The 15651-nt window shown below is 68.8% G+C and carries 14 protein-coding genes; 9 read left to right on the top strand and 5 right to left on the bottom strand.

The features are described from left to right. Positions 1–10 precede the first annotated feature (10 nt). Positions 11–1300, bottom strand: coding sequence for a phenylacetate--CoA ligase PaaK (gene paaK / locus ACFT7S_RS20680; protein ID WP_382733877.1), 1290 nt, complete (start codon positions 1298–1300; stop codon positions 11–13). A gap of 263 nt (positions 1301–1563) precedes the next feature. Here paaK and ACFT7S_RS20675 point away from each other — a divergent pair, with 263 nt between their 5' ends. After that, complete coding sequence (locus ACFT7S_RS20675) at positions 1564–3087, top strand: alpha/beta fold hydrolase (RefSeq protein WP_382733874.1); 1524 nt, start codon at positions 1564–1566, stop codon at positions 3085–3087. Here the strand turns inward: ACFT7S_RS20675 and ACFT7S_RS20670 are convergent. Next, positions 3040–4752, bottom strand: a complete 1713-nt coding sequence (locus tag ACFT7S_RS20670) for an FAD-dependent oxidoreductase (RefSeq protein ID WP_382733871.1) — start codon at positions 4750–4752, stop codon at positions 3040–3042. The genes ACFT7S_RS20675 and ACFT7S_RS20670 overlap by 48 nt on opposite strands. A gap of 255 nt (positions 4753–5007) precedes the next feature. On the opposite strand from ACFT7S_RS20670, the gene ACFT7S_RS20665 reads away from it, so the two are divergent. The 7 genes from ACFT7S_RS20665 to ACFT7S_RS20635 all read left to right on the top strand — a co-directional run bounded on the left by ACFT7S_RS20665 (position 5008) and on the right by ACFT7S_RS20635 (position 10254). Beyond that, positions 5008–6132, top strand: a complete 1125-nt coding sequence (locus tag ACFT7S_RS20665; protein ID WP_382733868.1) for a TcmI family type II polyketide cyclase — start codon at positions 5008–5010, stop codon at positions 6130–6132. Positions 6133–6207: 75 nt separating this feature from the next. Next, entirely contained in the window at positions 6208–6642 is a 435-nt protein-coding gene (locus ACFT7S_RS20660) for a cupin domain-containing protein (RefSeq protein ID WP_382733866.1), read from the top strand. Continuing rightward, positions 6639–7907, top strand: a complete 1269-nt coding sequence (locus tag ACFT7S_RS20655) for a beta-ketoacyl-[acyl-carrier-protein] synthase family protein (RefSeq protein WP_382733863.1) — start codon at positions 6639–6641, stop codon at positions 7905–7907. Before ACFT7S_RS20660 ends, ACFT7S_RS20655 begins: the two co-directional genes overlap by 4 nt. Beyond that, positions 7904–9154 (top strand): ketosynthase chain-length factor, encoded by a 1251-nt coding sequence (locus ACFT7S_RS20650; protein WP_382733860.1) that lies wholly within the window; start codon positions 7904–7906, stop codon positions 9152–9154. Before ACFT7S_RS20655 ends, ACFT7S_RS20650 begins: the two co-directional genes overlap by 4 nt. Before the next feature lie 16 nt (positions 9155–9170). Further along, complete coding sequence (locus tag ACFT7S_RS20645; protein WP_382733857.1) at positions 9171–9428, top strand: acyl carrier protein; 258 nt, start codon at positions 9171–9173, stop codon at positions 9426–9428. Between the two features lies 1 nt (position 9429). Beyond that, entirely contained in the window at positions 9430–9909 is a 480-nt protein-coding gene (locus ACFT7S_RS20640) for an SRPBCC family protein (protein WP_382733855.1), read from the top strand. A gap of 12 nt (positions 9910–9921) precedes the next feature. Next, a complete protein-coding gene (locus ACFT7S_RS20635) occupies positions 9922–10254 on the top strand; it encodes a TcmI family type II polyketide cyclase (protein WP_382733852.1) in 333 nt (110 codons plus the stop codon). A gap of 69 nt (positions 10255–10323) precedes the next feature. On the opposite strand, the gene ACFT7S_RS20630 is transcribed toward ACFT7S_RS20635, so the two are convergent. The 3 genes from ACFT7S_RS20630 to ACFT7S_RS20620 all read right to left on the bottom strand — a co-directional run bounded on the left by ACFT7S_RS20630 (position 10324) and on the right by ACFT7S_RS20620 (position 14672). Next, complete coding sequence (locus tag ACFT7S_RS20630) at positions 10324–11403, bottom strand: methyltransferase (RefSeq protein WP_382733849.1); 1080 nt, start codon at positions 11401–11403, stop codon at positions 10324–10326. A gap of 35 nt (positions 11404–11438) precedes the next feature. Next, entirely contained in the window at positions 11439–12512 is a 1074-nt protein-coding gene (locus ACFT7S_RS20625) for a nitrous oxide reductase family maturation protein NosD (RefSeq protein ID WP_382733847.1), read from the bottom strand. 531 nt (positions 12513–13043) lie between these two features. Beyond that, complete coding sequence (locus ACFT7S_RS20620) at positions 13044–14672, bottom strand: acyl-CoA synthetase (RefSeq protein WP_382733844.1); 1629 nt, start codon at positions 14670–14672, stop codon at positions 13044–13046. Positions 14673–14839: 167 nt separating this feature from the next. Between ACFT7S_RS20620 and ACFT7S_RS20615 the strand changes: the two genes are divergently transcribed. Continuing rightward, positions 14840–15640, top strand: coding sequence for a crotonase/enoyl-CoA hydratase family protein (locus ACFT7S_RS20615; RefSeq protein ID WP_382733841.1), 801 nt, complete (start codon positions 14840–14842; stop codon positions 15638–15640). Positions 15641–15651 lie beyond the last annotated feature (11 nt).

Raw genomic sequence — 15651 nt, 5'->3', positions numbered from 1 at the left:
ACGGGATGGTTCAGGTGGCGTCCCTCAGGTCGACAATCCGTTTGATCTTGCCGACCGACCTCTCCAGCGATTCGGGATCCAGGATCTCGACCCCGACCGATACCCCGACCCCGTCCTTCACGGCCGCCGCGATCGACTGAGCGGCGCCAGCCCGCTCCTCCGTCGTGGCATCGGCCCGGGCCTCCGCGCGCACCGTCAGCGCGTCCAGCCGCCCCTGACGCGTCAGCCGCAGCTGGAAGTGGGGGGCCACCCCCGGCGTACGCAGCACGATTTCCTCGATCTGGGTCGGGAAGAGGTTCACCCCGCGGAGGATCACCATGTCGTCGCTGCGCCCGGTGACCTTCTCCATCCTGCGGAAGACCCGGGCCGTACCGGGCAGCAGTCGCGTCAGATCCCGGGTCCGGTATCGGATCACCGGCATGGCCTCCTTGGTGAGAGAGGTGAAGACGAGCTCGCCCTCTTCCCCGTCGGGCAGGACCTCGCCGGTGAACGGATCAACCACCTCCGGGTAGAAGTGGTCCTCCCAGATGTGCAGGCCGTCCTTGGTCTCCACGCACTCCTGCGCGACACCCGGGCCCATCACCTCGGACAGCCCGTATATGTCGACCGCGTCGATCGCGAACCGCTCCTCGATCTCGCGGCGCATCGACTCGGTCCACGGCTCGGCGCCGAGAATGCCGACCTTCAGCGAAGTCGAACGCGGATCGACACCCTGGCGCTCGAACTCGTCGAGGAGCGTCAGCATGTACGACGGCGTGATCATGATGATCTCGGGCCGGAAGTCCTGGATCAGCTGCACCTGGCGTGCCGTCATGCCGCCGGATGCGGGGATGACCGTACAGCCGAGCCGCTCCGCCCCGTAGTGCGCCCCGAGACCGCCGGTGAACAGCCCGTACCCGTACGCCACATGAACCTTCTGCCCGGGACGGCCTCCGGCGGCCCGGATCGACCGGGCGACCACATCGGCCCAGGTGTCCAGATCCCGGTCGGTGTACCCGACCACGGTGGGCCGGCCCGTGGTCCCGCTGGACGCATGGATCCGCCGCACCTGGTCCTCGGGCACAGCGAACATCCCGAAGGGGTAGTTGTCGCGCAGATCGGCCTTGGCCGTGAACGGGAAACGGGCGAGATCGGCGAGCGTACGGCAGTCCTCGGGCCGCAGACCGGCCTTGTCGAAGGCAGCCCGGTAGAAGGCGACGTTCTCGTACGCATGGCGGAGTGTGGCCCGCAGCCGCTCCAGCTGCAGCGTCTGCAGCTCGTCGCGGCCGAGTTGTTCCGCTGCGTCCAGCAGAGGCGTCATGCGGATATTCCTCTCCCTGAACAGACGACCGATCATTCGGTCGATCTTTCTGGGAGCAGTAATTCAGGATGCCGGGGGCGTGGCAAGGGGGGAGACGGGGTTCGGGGCCGGGGAAGCGGCCTTCCGACTCCTCGCCATCGGTGCGCCCATCTGATTCGCTACGGGCGGACGTGCCTGTACAGCCGTGCCGAAACCGCGGATTTCGTCCGCAGAGGCCCACCGGACAGCCGCAACCGGTCGCCCGCCCTGTTTGGATGGTACCCATGCCGATCTTCCACGCGTACGACGGGACCGAACTCGCCTACCACCTTGTGGGGGAGGGCGAGCCGCTGATCTGCCTGCCGGGCGGTCCGATGCGGGCCGGCAGCTGTCTCGGAGACCTCGGGGGGCTGTCCGCAGCGCGCCGGCTGGTGCTGCTCGATCTGCGCGGCACCGGCGACTCCGCGGTCCCGGACGACCCGGCGACGTACCGCTGCGACCGGCTCGTCGACGACGTCGAGGCGCTGCGCGAACACCTCGGCCTGGAACGGATCGATCTGCTGGGCCACTCCGCGTCCGGGGATCTGGCGGCGCTCTACGCCGCCCGGTACCCGCATCGCCTGCTCACGCTCACCCTCGTCACACCCGGCACCCGCGCCGTCGGCATCGCAGTCACTGACGAGGACTGGCTCGATGCCTCCGGGCTGCGCAGCCATGAGCCCTGGTACGCCGAAGCGCGTGCTGCCCTGGAGGAGATTGAGGCAGGCCGCCCGACGGATGAGGCGTGGACGGCCATCCAGCCGTTCATGTACGGGAGATGGGATGGGGCGGCCCAGGCGCACGATGCGTCGGCCGTGGAGCAGACCAACGCCGAGGCTCGGTCGATCCATCACCAGGAAGGCGCCTTCGGTCCCGCCGCCACCATCGCCGCTCTGCGTCAGCTGGAAGCCCCGGTGCTGGTCCTCGCAGGGGAGTACGACGGGGGACCGACTCCGGACCGCGCCGCGGAGCTCGCGGCCCTCTTCCCGCACGGTGAGTTCGTCGTGCAGCGGGGCGCAGGGCACTTCCCGTGGCTCGACGACCCTGGTGCCTTCGCCCGTACTGTCCGCGCCTTCCTCGACCCCGAGGTCAGCAGCGTGCAGGCCGGCGGGATACGGATCGCGTACCGCGCCTGGGGCGAGCCGACGGCACCGCCTGTCGTGCTGGCCCACGGGCGCTGCGGCAGCAGCCGGGACTGGACGGTGATCGCCGAGCAGCTCGCCGCCGACCACCGGGTGTACGCACTCGACTTCCGCGGTCACGGCCTCAGCGAATGGACCGGCCGCTACTCCTTCGAGCTGTTCCGCGACGACCTGCACGCGTTCCTGGAGGCCCGCAATCTGTCCGGTGCCACTGTCGTCGGACATTCGATGGGCGGTGTCGCCGCATATCTGCTCGCGGAGCAGGAACCGGGACTGATCGGCAGACTCGTCGTCGAGGAAGCACCGCCGCTCCTTCCGCTGGACCCGCCCCGCCCGCCCGTCGAACGGCCCGACGGGGAAATCGACTTCGACTGGCCGGTCGTGCCGTCCATCGATGCCCAGCTGAACGACCCCGATCCGGTGGGGCGCGAACGCCTCGGGGAGATCACCGCCCCGACGCTCATCATCGGTGGTGGTGGCCGCAGTCACATCGCCCAGGACCAACTTGCCCGGATGGCGGAGCAGATACCCGACGGCCGGTTCGTCACCATCGATGCGGGGCATCTCGTCCACACCGGCCTACCGGACGAATTCCTTGTGGCGCTGAGGTCGTTCGGCATGGCGTGAGACATCATCAGGGCAGGCCCGGCTCAGCACGGAAGTCATGACCTCGTGCAGAGTCGCCTCCGGGTCCGTCACGGAGCCCGTCGTCCGCCAGGCCACGAAGCCGTCGGGACGTACCAGTACGGCTCCCTCTGCTGTCGTGCCGTGCGCCCCGGCCCAGTCGGCCCCGTTCTCGGGCTCCAGGTCGAAGCCCGGTCCGGTACCGACGCCGAAGGCGTCGAGGCGCACCGACAGCCGGTCGGCGACGCGCGCCGCCGCCGGGCGCCACGCCGCATCCCCGGCATCGCAGAGCAGGACGAAGGACTGTTCGTAGAGATCCAGGGTGGACTTCCGCTCGCCGGACTGCCGGACCCACAGGTGCGGTGCCCGGGTGCCCGGTTCGCCCGTCAGCTGCATTGCCTCGGGTACGACAGGCAGGCCGGGATCAACGCCCACCACGGCGCCGTGGACGTAGCGGTATCCCAGCGCCACCGTGAGCATTCCGCCCTTCCGCCCGCCGCCTGCGCCCGGTGCGGCCGCATATCCCGGGTGGCTGTGCTCTCCCGAGCGGGCCGAGGCACGTGCGCTCGTCGCCCTCGCTACCGGCAGGCGCTCCGCCTCGTACGTTTCGAGCAGCCCGGGGCCCGCCGCACCACTGAGCACGGCGGCGAGCTTCCAGGCCAGGTTGTGTGCGTCCTGAATGCCGGTGTTGGAGCCGAACGCGCCGGTCGGGGACATCTCGTGGGCCGAGTCCCCGGCGAGGAAGACCCTGCCTGACGCGTATCGGTCCGCGACTCGTTCCGCGGCGTGCCACGGGGCCTTGCCGGTGATCTCGACGTCGAGACCGGGTGCGCCGGTCGCCTTGCGGATGTGCTCGGCGCACCGCTCGTCGGTGAAGTCCTCCAGCGTCTCGCCCCGGTCGGGCTGCCAGGGTGCGTGAAACACCCACTGCTCCTCGTTGTCCACCGGCAGCAGCGCACCCTCCGCCTCGGGGTTGGTCAGGTAGCACACGATGAAGCGCCGGTCGCCCACCACCGCGGCGAGCTGCCGGGACCGGAAGGTGATGCTCACGTTGTGGAAGAGGTCGCCGGGCCCCGACTGGCCGATACGCAGCTGTTCCCGGACCGGGCTGCGAGGCCCGTCGGCCGCGATGAGGTAGTCCGCGCGCACGGTGCTGTGCTCCCCGGACTCCCGGTCCTTCACCACCGCGGTGACTCCTGTCCCGTCCGCGTCGAAGGAGAGCAGTTGGGTGGAGAACCTCAGGTCGCCCCCCTGCTCGCGGGCGCGGGACACCAGCACCGGTTCCAGGTCGTTCTGGCTGCACAGGCACCAGCCGGCAGGGCTGAAGCGCGCGAGTGCGCCACCGGGGTCGATTTCCTTGAACAGCCACTCCTGGTCGTCGCCGGTGAGCGACCCCGCCTGCAGGATGCCGTGGTTGGCCGCGAGGACCGAAGCGGCGTCCCGGATCTGACGCTCCGCACCGGCGGTACGGAACAGCTCCATGGTGCGCACGTTGTTGCCCCGCCCCCGCGGGTGGGTCGAGGTGGCCGAGTGCTTCTCGACGAGCAGATGCTCGATGCCGAGCCGGCCCAGGAAGAGTGAGGCGGACAGGCCCACCAGGGAGCCGCCCACGATGAGGACCGGTACGCGGAGTTCGACGTTCTCGTTCTCGTTCATCAGTTGCTCCATTTCGGAGACTCTACGGATGCAGTGTCCATGCCCTTGTACGAGCGTTTCGGACGTCGACTCACCTGAACGGTTCACATTTCTGGCGCCACCCGTACCAGCGCTCCAGGATCACATAACGGGAACGATGTCCGTGATGTGCGGGGCGGTCAGTACGCATCGGCCGGAAGAGTCCCCGCTCCGGTTCCACTGGGAAACGACGGTTGACGAAGAGCCACCGGACGTGGCCGCAGCACCGTCTCGAAGGAGAGCGAAAAAATGACCACAACACTCTCGGAACGGATCTCGCAGTCCGCCTTCGACGGCTCCAGGCTCCGGGTCGTTCTGCTGCTGGATCTCTACGACGGCGCGCAGAAGCAATTTCTGGAGGCGTACGAGCACCTGCGCAGTCAGGTGGCGTCCGTCCCCGGACACATCAGCGACCAGCTGTGCCAGTCCATCGAGAACCCCTCGCAGTGGCTCATCACCAGCGAATGGGAGAGCGCACCGCCCTTCCTCGCCTGGGTGAACAGCGAGGAGCACGTCGCGACCGTCCAGCCGCTGCACGGGTGCGTACGGGACACACGGTCCCTTCGCTTCAGCGTCCTGCGGGAGACCGGCAACAGCATCGAGGATGCCCCAGGGCCGGTCAAGGGCCGCCTCCAGTCCGCCCCCCGCCTGGGTGACGGCGTGGTGCGCCATGCCCTCACCTTCACCGTCAAGCCGGGCAGCGAGGAGGCCGTCGCGAAGATCCTCGCCGACTACGACCCCCCGAAGGCGCGGGTCGACGAGAACACTCGACTGCGCCGCACCTCTCTCTTCATGCACGGAAACCGTGTCGTGCGGGCGGTGGAGGTCGAGGGCGACCTCCTGGCAGCACTGCGACATGTCTCCCGGCAGCCTGAGGTCAGGGCCGTCGAAGAAGCCATCAACCCGTACCTGGAACAGGACCGGGACCTCTCCGACCCCGACTCCGCACGGATGTTCTTCACCCGGGCAGCGCTCCCGACCGTGCACCACGTGACGGCCGGCCGTCACGAGCCCAACGACGTCAAGCGGCACGCGCTGTTCTACCAGGCCAAGGACGGGTGCGGCATGGCTCTCGCCCGGCTGCTCGCCAGCCAGGACGAGGATGCCGCCGACGACCCGACCAGCCCCATCGACAGCAGCACCATCTTCCAGCGCGACGACATCGTCGTCCGTCTGCTCGAGGTGAGCGGCCCGATCGCTGCGCAGCCCGCTCAGGTGCTCGGCGTCGACGGCCCCCGCAAGGCAGCCGTGCTGGGACGTCTCCTCGACGACGGCGCGAACGACAGCATGCCGACGTCCGAGAAGGAGGCCGCGCGATTCCTCGCGCATTCCGAGATGCGCCTGATCACCGATCGCCGGGCCACGGAGTCCTGAGCCACGCACCGGTATCACAGGGGAGCTCATTCAACGCCGTCGTCACCGCCCGCAATGGGCCGAAGGAGAGCAGTCATGACCACGTACCGACCTCGCATCGTGGACCTCAGCGAGACTGAGCCCAACCGCAGGCGCGGAGGGGATCTGCGCGCCATGCTCACGCCAACAGCGGTGGGTGCCACCAGCGGCTTCATGGGGCTGGCCATCGTCAAGCCGGGTGAACGCATCGGCGAGCACTACCACCCGTACTCCGAGGAATTCGTGTACGTGGTGAACGGCCTCCTCGAGGTGGATCTGGACGGTGTGGCGCACCCGATGCGTCCCGACCAGGGCCTGTTGATCCCCCCGCATGTGCGCCACCGTTTCCGCAATGTGGGCGACGTGGAAGCGCGCATGGTCTTCCACCTCGGCCCGCTCGCCCCGCGCCCGGAGCTCGGTCACGTCGACACCGAGCACACCGACACCGCCGCGCTGGGCGTGCTTCCAGAACGAACCGAGACCGCTTCATGACCAGGCGCGTGGCGGTCACCGGAGTCGGCGTCGTCGCCCCCGGAGGGATCGGCGTGCCGGCTTTCTGGGATCTCCTCGCGAACGGCCGCACCGCGACGCGAGGCATCACTCTCTTCGACCCCGCAGGGTTCCGCTCGCGAATCGCCGCCGAGTGCGACTTCGACCCTGCGGCGCACGGGCTCGACGAGGAACAGGTCGCACGCTCGGACCGGTACGTCCAGTTCGCGCTGGTGGCTGCCCGGGAAGCCCTGAGCGACGCCGGACTCGACCCGGAGAAGGAGGACCCCTGGCGTATCGGGGTGTCCCTGGGCACCGCGGTCGGGGGCACCACACGCCTCGAGCACGACTACGTCGCCGTCAGCGACAGCGGCGCGCGCTGGGACGTCGACCACCGCCCGGCCGGCCGCCACCTGGAACGGGCCTTCTCGCCCAGTACCCTCGCCTCGTCGGTGGCCGAACAGGTCGGCGCCCACGGCCCGGTGCAGACCGTCTCGACGGGCTGCACCTCCGGCCTCGATGCGATCGGGTACGCCTTCCACTCCATCGAGGACGGCCGGGTCGACGTGTGCATCACCGGGGCGTCGGACTCACCGATCACCCCCATCACGGTGGCGTGCTTCGATGCCATCAAGGCGACCTCGGCGAACAACGACGACCCGGAGCACGCCTCCCGGCCGTTCGACGCCGGCCGGGACGGCTTCGTCATGGGTGAAGGCGGAGCCGTGCTCGTCCTGGAGGAGCTGGAACACGCCCGCGCCCGTGGTGCGACCGTGTACTGCGAGATCGTGGGCTACGCAACCTTCGGCAACGCCTACCACATGACCGGGCTGACCCCCGAAGGGCTGGAGATGGCCGAGGCGATCAATTCGGTCCTCGGCCACGCTCGCATGGACGGCTCCCGGATCGACTACGTCAACGCGCACGGCTCGGGCACCAAGCAGAACGACCGGCACGAGACCGCCGCGGTGAAACGGGCACTGGGCACGCATGCCTACAAGGTGCCGATGAGCTCGATCAAGTCCATGGTCGGTCACTCGCTCGGCGCCATCGGGGCGATCGAGATCGCGGCGTGTGTGCTGGCCCTGGTCCATCAGACGGTGCCGCCGACGGCGAACTACGAGACCCCGGACCCCGAGTGCGACCTCGACTACGTGCCACGTGTCGCGCGTCCCCTGAAGCTGCGCAGCGTTCTCTCGGTGGGCAGCGGATTCGGCGGTTTCCAGTCCGCGGTGGCCCTGACCCGTTCCTCTGGGAGGACCCATTGAGTACCGGACAAAACCGGCGATCGGTCATCACCGGTATCGGTGTCGTGGCTCCCAACGGGACAGGCGCCGGTGCTTTCTGGAAGGGGACGCAGGAAGGCCTGAGCGTCCTGGACCGGGTCTCCCGCGAGGGATGCGAGCACCTGCCGTTGCGTGTCGCGGGCGAGGTCAGGGACTTCGACGCCGTCGCGCTGATCGAAGAGCGCTACCTCGTGCAGACCGACCGGTTCACGCATTTCGCGATGGCCGCTGCGGACCTCGCCCTGGCTGACGCCCGGCTCGGCCGCGCCGACTACGAGGGCTCGCCCTTCAGCGTGGGCGTGGTGACCGCCGCCGGGTCCGGTGGCGGGGAATTCGGACAGCGCGAACTGCAACGGCTGTGGGGAGAGGGGTCCCGCTACGTCGGCCCCTACCAGTCCATCGCCTGGTTCTACGCCGCGAGTACCGGCCAGATCTCGATCCGCGGCGGCTTCAAGGGGCCCTGCGCGGTCGTGGCCAGCGACGAGGCCGGCGGCCTGGACGCACTCATGCACGCCGCCAGGTCCATCCACCGTGGTACGGGCGCTGTTGTCGTCGGCGCGGCCGAGGCGCCTCTGGCCCCGTACTCGGTCGTCTGCCAGCTCGGGTACGAGGACCTCAGCACGTGTGAGGACCCGACTCGCGCCTACCGCCCGTTCACTTCGGACGCCTGTGGCTTTGTGCCGGCCGAAGGAGGCGCCATGCTGGTGGTCGAGGAGGAGGCGGCGGCCCGCGGGCGCGGGGCCGTGATCCGGGCCGAACTGGCCGGCCACGCCGCGACTTTCACCGGATCATCCCGGTGGGAGCAGTCCCGGGAGGGTCTTGCCCGGGCGATCACCGGCGCGTTGAAGGAAGCGCGCTGTGCGCCGGAGGAGATCGACGTCGTCTTCGCGGACGCGCTCGGCGTACCGGCGGCCGACCGTGCCGAAGCAATGGCCATCGCCGACGCCCTGGGCCCGCACGGACGGCGCGTACCGGTGACGGCGCCCAAGACCGGCACCGGCCGTGCCTACTGCGGAGCGCCCGTGCTGGACACCGCCGCCGCCGTGCTGGCCATGGAGCACGGTCTGATTCCGCCCACTCCCAACGTCTTCGATGTCTGCCACGACCTCGAGGTGGTCACCGGCCGCGCGCGCCCCGCGGAACTGCGTACGGCGCTTGTGCTGAGCCGGGGACTCATGGGTTCGAACTCGGCGTTGGTTCTGCGACACCCCGTCGACATCCCGTCGTGAGAAGGAGAAGCCCCTCATGAACGCTCAACTGACCTACGAAGAACTGGCCGCGCTGATGAAGAGCGGTGCCGGGGTCACCGTCGATCCACTGCAGATGGAGAGCCGGCCCGCATCCGCCTTCGAGGAGTACGGCCTCGACTCCCTGGGACTCCTCGGCATCGTGGCCGTCCTGGAAAACCGGTACGGGCGGCCCCTGCCGGCCGAAGCCGACCGGTGCAAGTCGCCCCGGGAGTTCCTCGACCTCGTCAACAACACCCTCGTGACAGGAGCCTGACGTGTCCGGACACACCGAGAACGACATCACCATCGTCGCACCCCTGGACCTCGTCTGGGACGTGACGAACGATCTCGAGGAATGGCCGCGGCTGTTCAGCGAGTACTCGGCGGTCGAGGTGATCGCACGCGAGGGTGAGAAGACGACCTTCCGGCTGACCATGCATCCCGACGAGAACGGCAAGGTCTGGAGCTGGGTCTCGGAGCGGACCACCGACCGTGGTGGGCGTACCGTCCGCGCCCGCCGCGTCGAGCCAGGCCCGTTCCAGCACATGGACATCCACTGGGAGTACTCGGAGGTTCCCGGCGGCACGAAGATGCACTGGACCCAGGACTTCGCGATGAGGCCCGACGCCCCGGTCGACGACGCGTGGATGACCGAGAACATCAACCGCAACTCCCGCGTCCAGATGGAACTCATCCGGGACAAGATCGAGCAGCGGGACCGGGAGCGCCGAACCGCCTCGGTCACGGCCAACTGAAAGGTATCCCCGATGCATCACGCTCTGATCGTCGCCCGTATGGCGCCGGAATCGGCACCGGACATCGCCGAGCTGTTCTCGGCCTCCGACAGCACCGAACTGCCGCACCTCGTCGGGGTCACCCAGCGCACCCTGTTCCAGTTCGGCGACGTGTATCTGCATCTGATCGAATCCGAACGGCCTCCGGGTCCGGCGATCGCCAAGGTGACGGAGCATCCGGCGTTCAAGGACATCAGCGACAAGCTCACCGCCTTCGTGAGCCCCTACGACCCACAGACATGGCGCGGTCCCAAGGACGCGATGGCCCACCAGTTCTACCGGTGGCAGCGCGACGGCACCACCTGACACGGACGATCGCCCCTGGCCCGGCGCAAGCGCTGGACCAGGGGCGATTCTGTGTGCCGAAGGGGGATCTCAGTCGGGGACGACGCATTCGAACGCGTGCAGATACGCGTTGACCGGACGGACCTCGCCGACGAGCAGCCCGGCGTCCGACATCCGGCCGACCAGACTGTCCCTGGAGTGCTTCGCTCCGCCGACGTTGAGAAGCAGCAGCAGGTCCATGGCGGTGGTGAACCTCATCGAGGGGGAGTCGTCGACGAGATTCTCGATAATCACGACTCTGGCTCCCGGACGGGCCGCGGTGACGACGTTGCGCAGGGTCCTGCGGGTGCTGTCGTCGTCCCATTCGAGGATGTTCTTGATGATGTAGAGATCGGCCTCGACCGGGATGCTCTCGCGGCAGTCCCCGGCGACGATGTGTACCCGTCCGGCGAGCGGACCGCCGTCCCGGAGCCGGGCATCCGCCTTGGCCACCACGCCCGGCAGATCCAGCAGGGTTCCGCGGACCTCCGGGTGCTTCTCCAGCAGACTCGCGAGCACATGCCCCTGGCCGCCGCCGATGTCGGCGACCACGGACACCCCGGTGAGGTCGAGGAGCTCGGCGACATCCAGCGCGGACTGCATGCTGGACGTGGTCATGGCCTGGTTGAAGACATGGGCCGACTCGGCCGCATCCTGGTGGAGGTAGTCGAAGAACTCCTTGCCGAATGTCTCGGGGAAGACAGCCGTGCCGGAACGCACGGCGTCGTCGAGTCGCGGCCAGACCTCCCAGGTCCAGGGCTCCGTGCACCACAGGGAGATGTACCGCAGGCTGTTGGGATTGTCTTCGCGCAGCAGCCGGGACATCTCCGTGTGGTCGAACTTTCCGTCCGCGGTCTCGGTGAAGACTCCGTAGCAGCACAGGGCGCGGAGCAGCCGTTGCAGTGGTACGGGCTCGGTGTTCACCAGCTTCGCGAGCTCCGCCGCGGTGGCAGGCGATTCCCCGAGTGCGTCGGCGACCCGCAGCCGGGCAGCCGCGCGCACGGCTGCGGCGCAGGCCGCCCCGAAGGCGAGCTCCCTCAGCCGCATGGCCGGTGGCGGGGTGGGGACGGGTGGCGGGGTGGGGACGGGGGGCGGGGTGTGGGTGGTGGTTGTGGGACTCACGGTGGTCATACCGCCTCGATTCTCCTCGTGCAAGGGATCACGCGTCAGCACATCCCTGCTGGTTCGGATGTCCCGCACTGATTGCGGACGAATGTGTTGCCCGTTCCGGTGTCCCGGTTGGCCAGGTCCGCCGGCTGGTTGCCCACCACCATGTTGTCGCTGATGGAGTTGCCAGTGTTGGGGGCGCCCACGAAGCTCTTGACCAGCACGATCCCGCCCGAGAGCGGGGTGGAGCCCACGTTGTTCCGGATCAGGTTCGAGTGCACGGTCGTGTCCTCGCTGCCGGTGAGGACGATGCCGGTTCCTTGAATGGCCGACAGCCGGGGGTTCGCGGGGCAGAACTTGTTGTTAGCGATGATCCGATTGCCCTGGATGGTCATCGCGCCGGCCCGAGGCTTCGACTCGTCGCCCACGACGAACACGCCGCTGCAGTTGCCGGTCATGAGGTTGCCCTGGACCGAGAGGTTCCTGACCCGTCGGGCAGTGACGCCGACCCGGTTCCCGGTCAGGCTGTTGTCCCGGATCTCCGCCCCGAGGGTGTCGGTTGCCCCGGCCTCCTCGTCGACCGTGTTCGCGAGGAAGATTCCGGCGTCGCCGTTCTCACTGGCGGTGTTGTTCCGGAATTCACCCCGGGTGGACCGCTCCTGGCCGATGCCCCATGTGCCGTTGCTCCGGGAGGTCACCTCGCGGACGGTCAGCCGGTCGGTCCAGGAGGCCCAGATGCCGTTCTTCTTGAAGCCCGAGACGGTCAGCGAGCGGATGCTCACGTCGTCGACGGTCTTGCCCGACGCGCCCAGGACACAGATTCCGTTTCCGCCCTTCGCGCAGGCGTTGCCGGTCTCCGTGGCCGCCGCTCCCGGCCTGATGACGGTCCTGTCCCCGGTGCCGAGCAGGGTCAGGTCCGACTTCGTGACCAGGACGCTTTCCCTGTAGGTGCCGGGCAGAACGACAATGGTGTCGCCCGGCTGTGCGGCGTCCACGGCCTTCTGGATCGACTCACCCGGATGGACTACATGCCCGCCATCGACGGCTGCGGAGGAGGACGGGACGGCAATGCTCAGTCCCGTGGCCGTGGCGAGCGCGATGGCGGCCAGGCATTTGATGTGTTGTTTCCTCATGAGCCGAAGCTATGGGTGATCCCTCCCTGCGGCCACACAGGGTGATCGGGTGAGTGCGTGGCGTGCCCGAATGGCCTACGCCCGGCCTGCCGCTGCGCTCGCCCGGTAACGGCCCCGGAGTCCTGGTCGGACGTTGTCCGGCTTCGCGAACCCCGACATGATCACTTGTCGGACAGAACCTGGTAGCGGTGCCCGCACGTGCGCATCAGTCTGCGTGGGGGCGCGAGCGACGAGCTCGCCGAGCAGGTCAGGCACTCCGCCCAAGCCTTCTCAGCCGCTGTTCTCGTCCGTGACGTCGCCTGGAGCTGACCACCGCAGGCCCGCGTCGGGTACGCCATCTGGAGCCGCTTCAGCCGCACGTCGGCGGCGACCCCGCCTTCCTCGCCGGGGCCGTAACGCGTGGCACCCCTTTTGGGGGGCCGGACGTCGTCCGGGAGGTCTGCTCCTGCCCGGTCCAGTCGAACAGGGGTACGTGAGCGGCGTCCTGGCGGGGATGGGTGCCCCGCCGGGAACACAGGCGTGTGGGGTGGTTCAGTCCTGCCGGGCGTCGGCGGCCGCTACCGCTTTCGCCCACCGGTAGTCCGCCTTGCCGCTCGGCGAGCGCTGGATGAGATCGGCAAGCACGACCGTGCGGGGTATCTTGTACCCCGCCAGCCGCGTGCGGCAGTGTGCCTGCACAGTCTCCAGGTCCAACGGGCCTGCCCCCTCCCGGAGTTGGAGCACGGCCGCGACGCGATTGCCCCACCGCCCGTCCGGGACGCCGGCGACCAGTGCGTCGTACACGTCCGGATGGGCCTTGAGCGCCTGCTCGACCTCCTCCGGATATACCTTCTCGCCACCGGTGTTGATGCACTGCGATCCGCGCCCGAGGACGGTGACGATGCCGTCTTCGTCGACGGTCGCCATGTCGCCCAGCAGCACCCAGCGCTCCTCACCCTTCTGGAAGAAGGTCTCGGCCGTCTTGACGGGATCGTTGTAGTAACCGAGCGGCACGTGACCGCGCTGGGCGATTCGCCCCGGTTCACCGGGCACCACCGGCTCGTACGTCGCGGGATCGACCACGGCCGTACGGGAGTTGACCTGGACCCGGAAACCCCGGTCCGGTCCCGAGTCGGCCGTCGCGGTGCCGTTGAAGCCGGACTCCGACGAGCCGAAGTTGTTGAGCAGCATCACCGTCGGCACGAGTGCCTGGAACTCCACGCGCACCGAGTCCGACATGATCGCGCCCGAACTGGAGACGGAGAACATCGACGAACAGTCGACGCCCTTCAGGGGCCCCTTGAGTGCGTCGATCAGCGGGCGCAGCATCGCGTCGCCGACCAGGGACACGCTCGTGACCTTCTCCTTCTCGATGGTTCGCAGCACCTCCTCCGGGGCGAACTTGCGGTGCACCACGACGCGCTGGCCGAAGTTGAAGCCGATGAACGCGGTGAGGGTGGAGGTGCCGTGCATCAGCGGGGGAGTGGGGAAGAAGGTGATGCCGTCACCGCCGGCGGCCACCCGCTCGGCCAGCTCCTGCGGGGTCTTCACCGGCTCGCCCGTCGGAGCACCGCCCCCGAGCCCGGAGAAGAACAGATCCTCCTGGCGCCACATCACCCCCTTCGGCATGCCGGTGGTGCCGCCGGTGTAGATGATGAACAGGTCGTCGGGCGAGCGTGGCGCGAAGCCGCGGGCGGGGGAGCCGGCTGCCTCGGCCTCGGCGAACGGCACGGCGCCGAGGGGGCCCGGTGTACCCGACGCGGGTGCTCCGACGCGTACGAGGTGGCGCAGCTTCGTCGCCTGCGGGGCGGCGGCCGTCACCCGCTCGTCGAACTCGGCTTCGAAGACCAGCGCCGCCAGATCGGCGTCACGGTAGAGGTAGACCAGCTCCTCCTCCACATACCGGTAGTTGACGTTCACCGGCACGATGCGGGCCTTGAGGCAGGCCAGCACGGTCTGGAGGTACTCGATGCCGTTGTAGAGATGCAGGCCCAGGTGCTCGCCGGGGCGGATGCCCGCGTCGAGCAGATGGTGGGCGATCCGGTTGGCGGCCGTGTCCAACTGGGCGTAACTCAGACGGCGTTCGGCGCCCGTGCCGGGATGGTCGAGGTAGACGAGCGCCTCCCGCTCCGGGACGGCGTCGACGACCGACTCGAACAGGTCGGCAAGGTTGTACTCCACCGTTCCTCCTGACCCCGGGGTGACTGACGACTCGGCCGTCATTAGAGCGCCGACCGGCGCAACTGGGAAGAGGGGGCACAAGAGAATCTGACTGACTGTCAGAAAACTATTGAACTGCGGCCCCTCCTACTGCAACCTGTTCTAGGTCTTGAGACTGGAGGCAGGCAATGGGCGGTACGGAACACCTGAGCGTGCAGCGCGAAGGCGCCACGCTGGTGCTCACTCTGAACAGGCCGGAGGCGAAGAACGCACTCTCGCTGCCGATGCTCGTCGGGCTGTACGACGGCTGGCTCGCCGCGGACGAGGACGACACGGTCCGCTCCGTCGTCCTCACCGGGGCGGGCGGCTCCTTCTGCGCCGGCATGGACCTCAAAGCCCTCGCGGGCAAAGGGATGGAGGGCGAGCAGTACCGGGACCGGATGAAGGCCGACCCCGATCTGCACTGGAAGGCGATGCTGCGCCACCACCGCCCCCGCAAACCCGTCGTCGCCGCCGTCGAGGGCCACTGCGTCGCGGGCGGCACCGAAATCCTCCAGGGCACCGACATCCGCATCGCCGGGGCGGGCGCCACCTTCGGCCTCTTCGAGGTCAGACGAGGACTCTTCCCCATCGGCGGCTCCACCGTGCGCCTGCCCCGCCAGATCGCCCGCACCCACGCCCTCGAAATGCTCCTCACCGGCCGCCCGTACAGCGCCGCGGAAGCCGCCGGCATCGGCCTGATCGGCAGGGTTGTCCCCGACGGCACCGCCCTGGAGCAGGCACTCGCCGTCGCCGAGCAGATCAACGCCTGCGGGCCGCTCGCGGTCGAGGCGGTCAAGGCATCGGTGTACGAGACCGCGGAGATGACCGAGAGCGAGGGGCTGGCCGCCGAGCTGACGCGGGGCTGGCCGGTCTTCGCCACCGACGACGCCAAGGAAGGCGCCCGCGCCTTCGCCGAGAAGCGCCCGCCCGTCTACCGGCGCTCCTGAGCCAAGGAGGC

This window comes from Streptomyces sp. NPDC057136 (genome assembly GCF_042670885.1).
Taxonomy (GTDB): Bacteria; Actinomycetota; Actinomycetes; order Streptomycetales; family Streptomycetaceae; genus Streptomyces.
The sequence above is the reverse complement of the archived record's forward strand: the minus strand, read 5'-3'. Positions and strand labels throughout refer to the sequence as shown.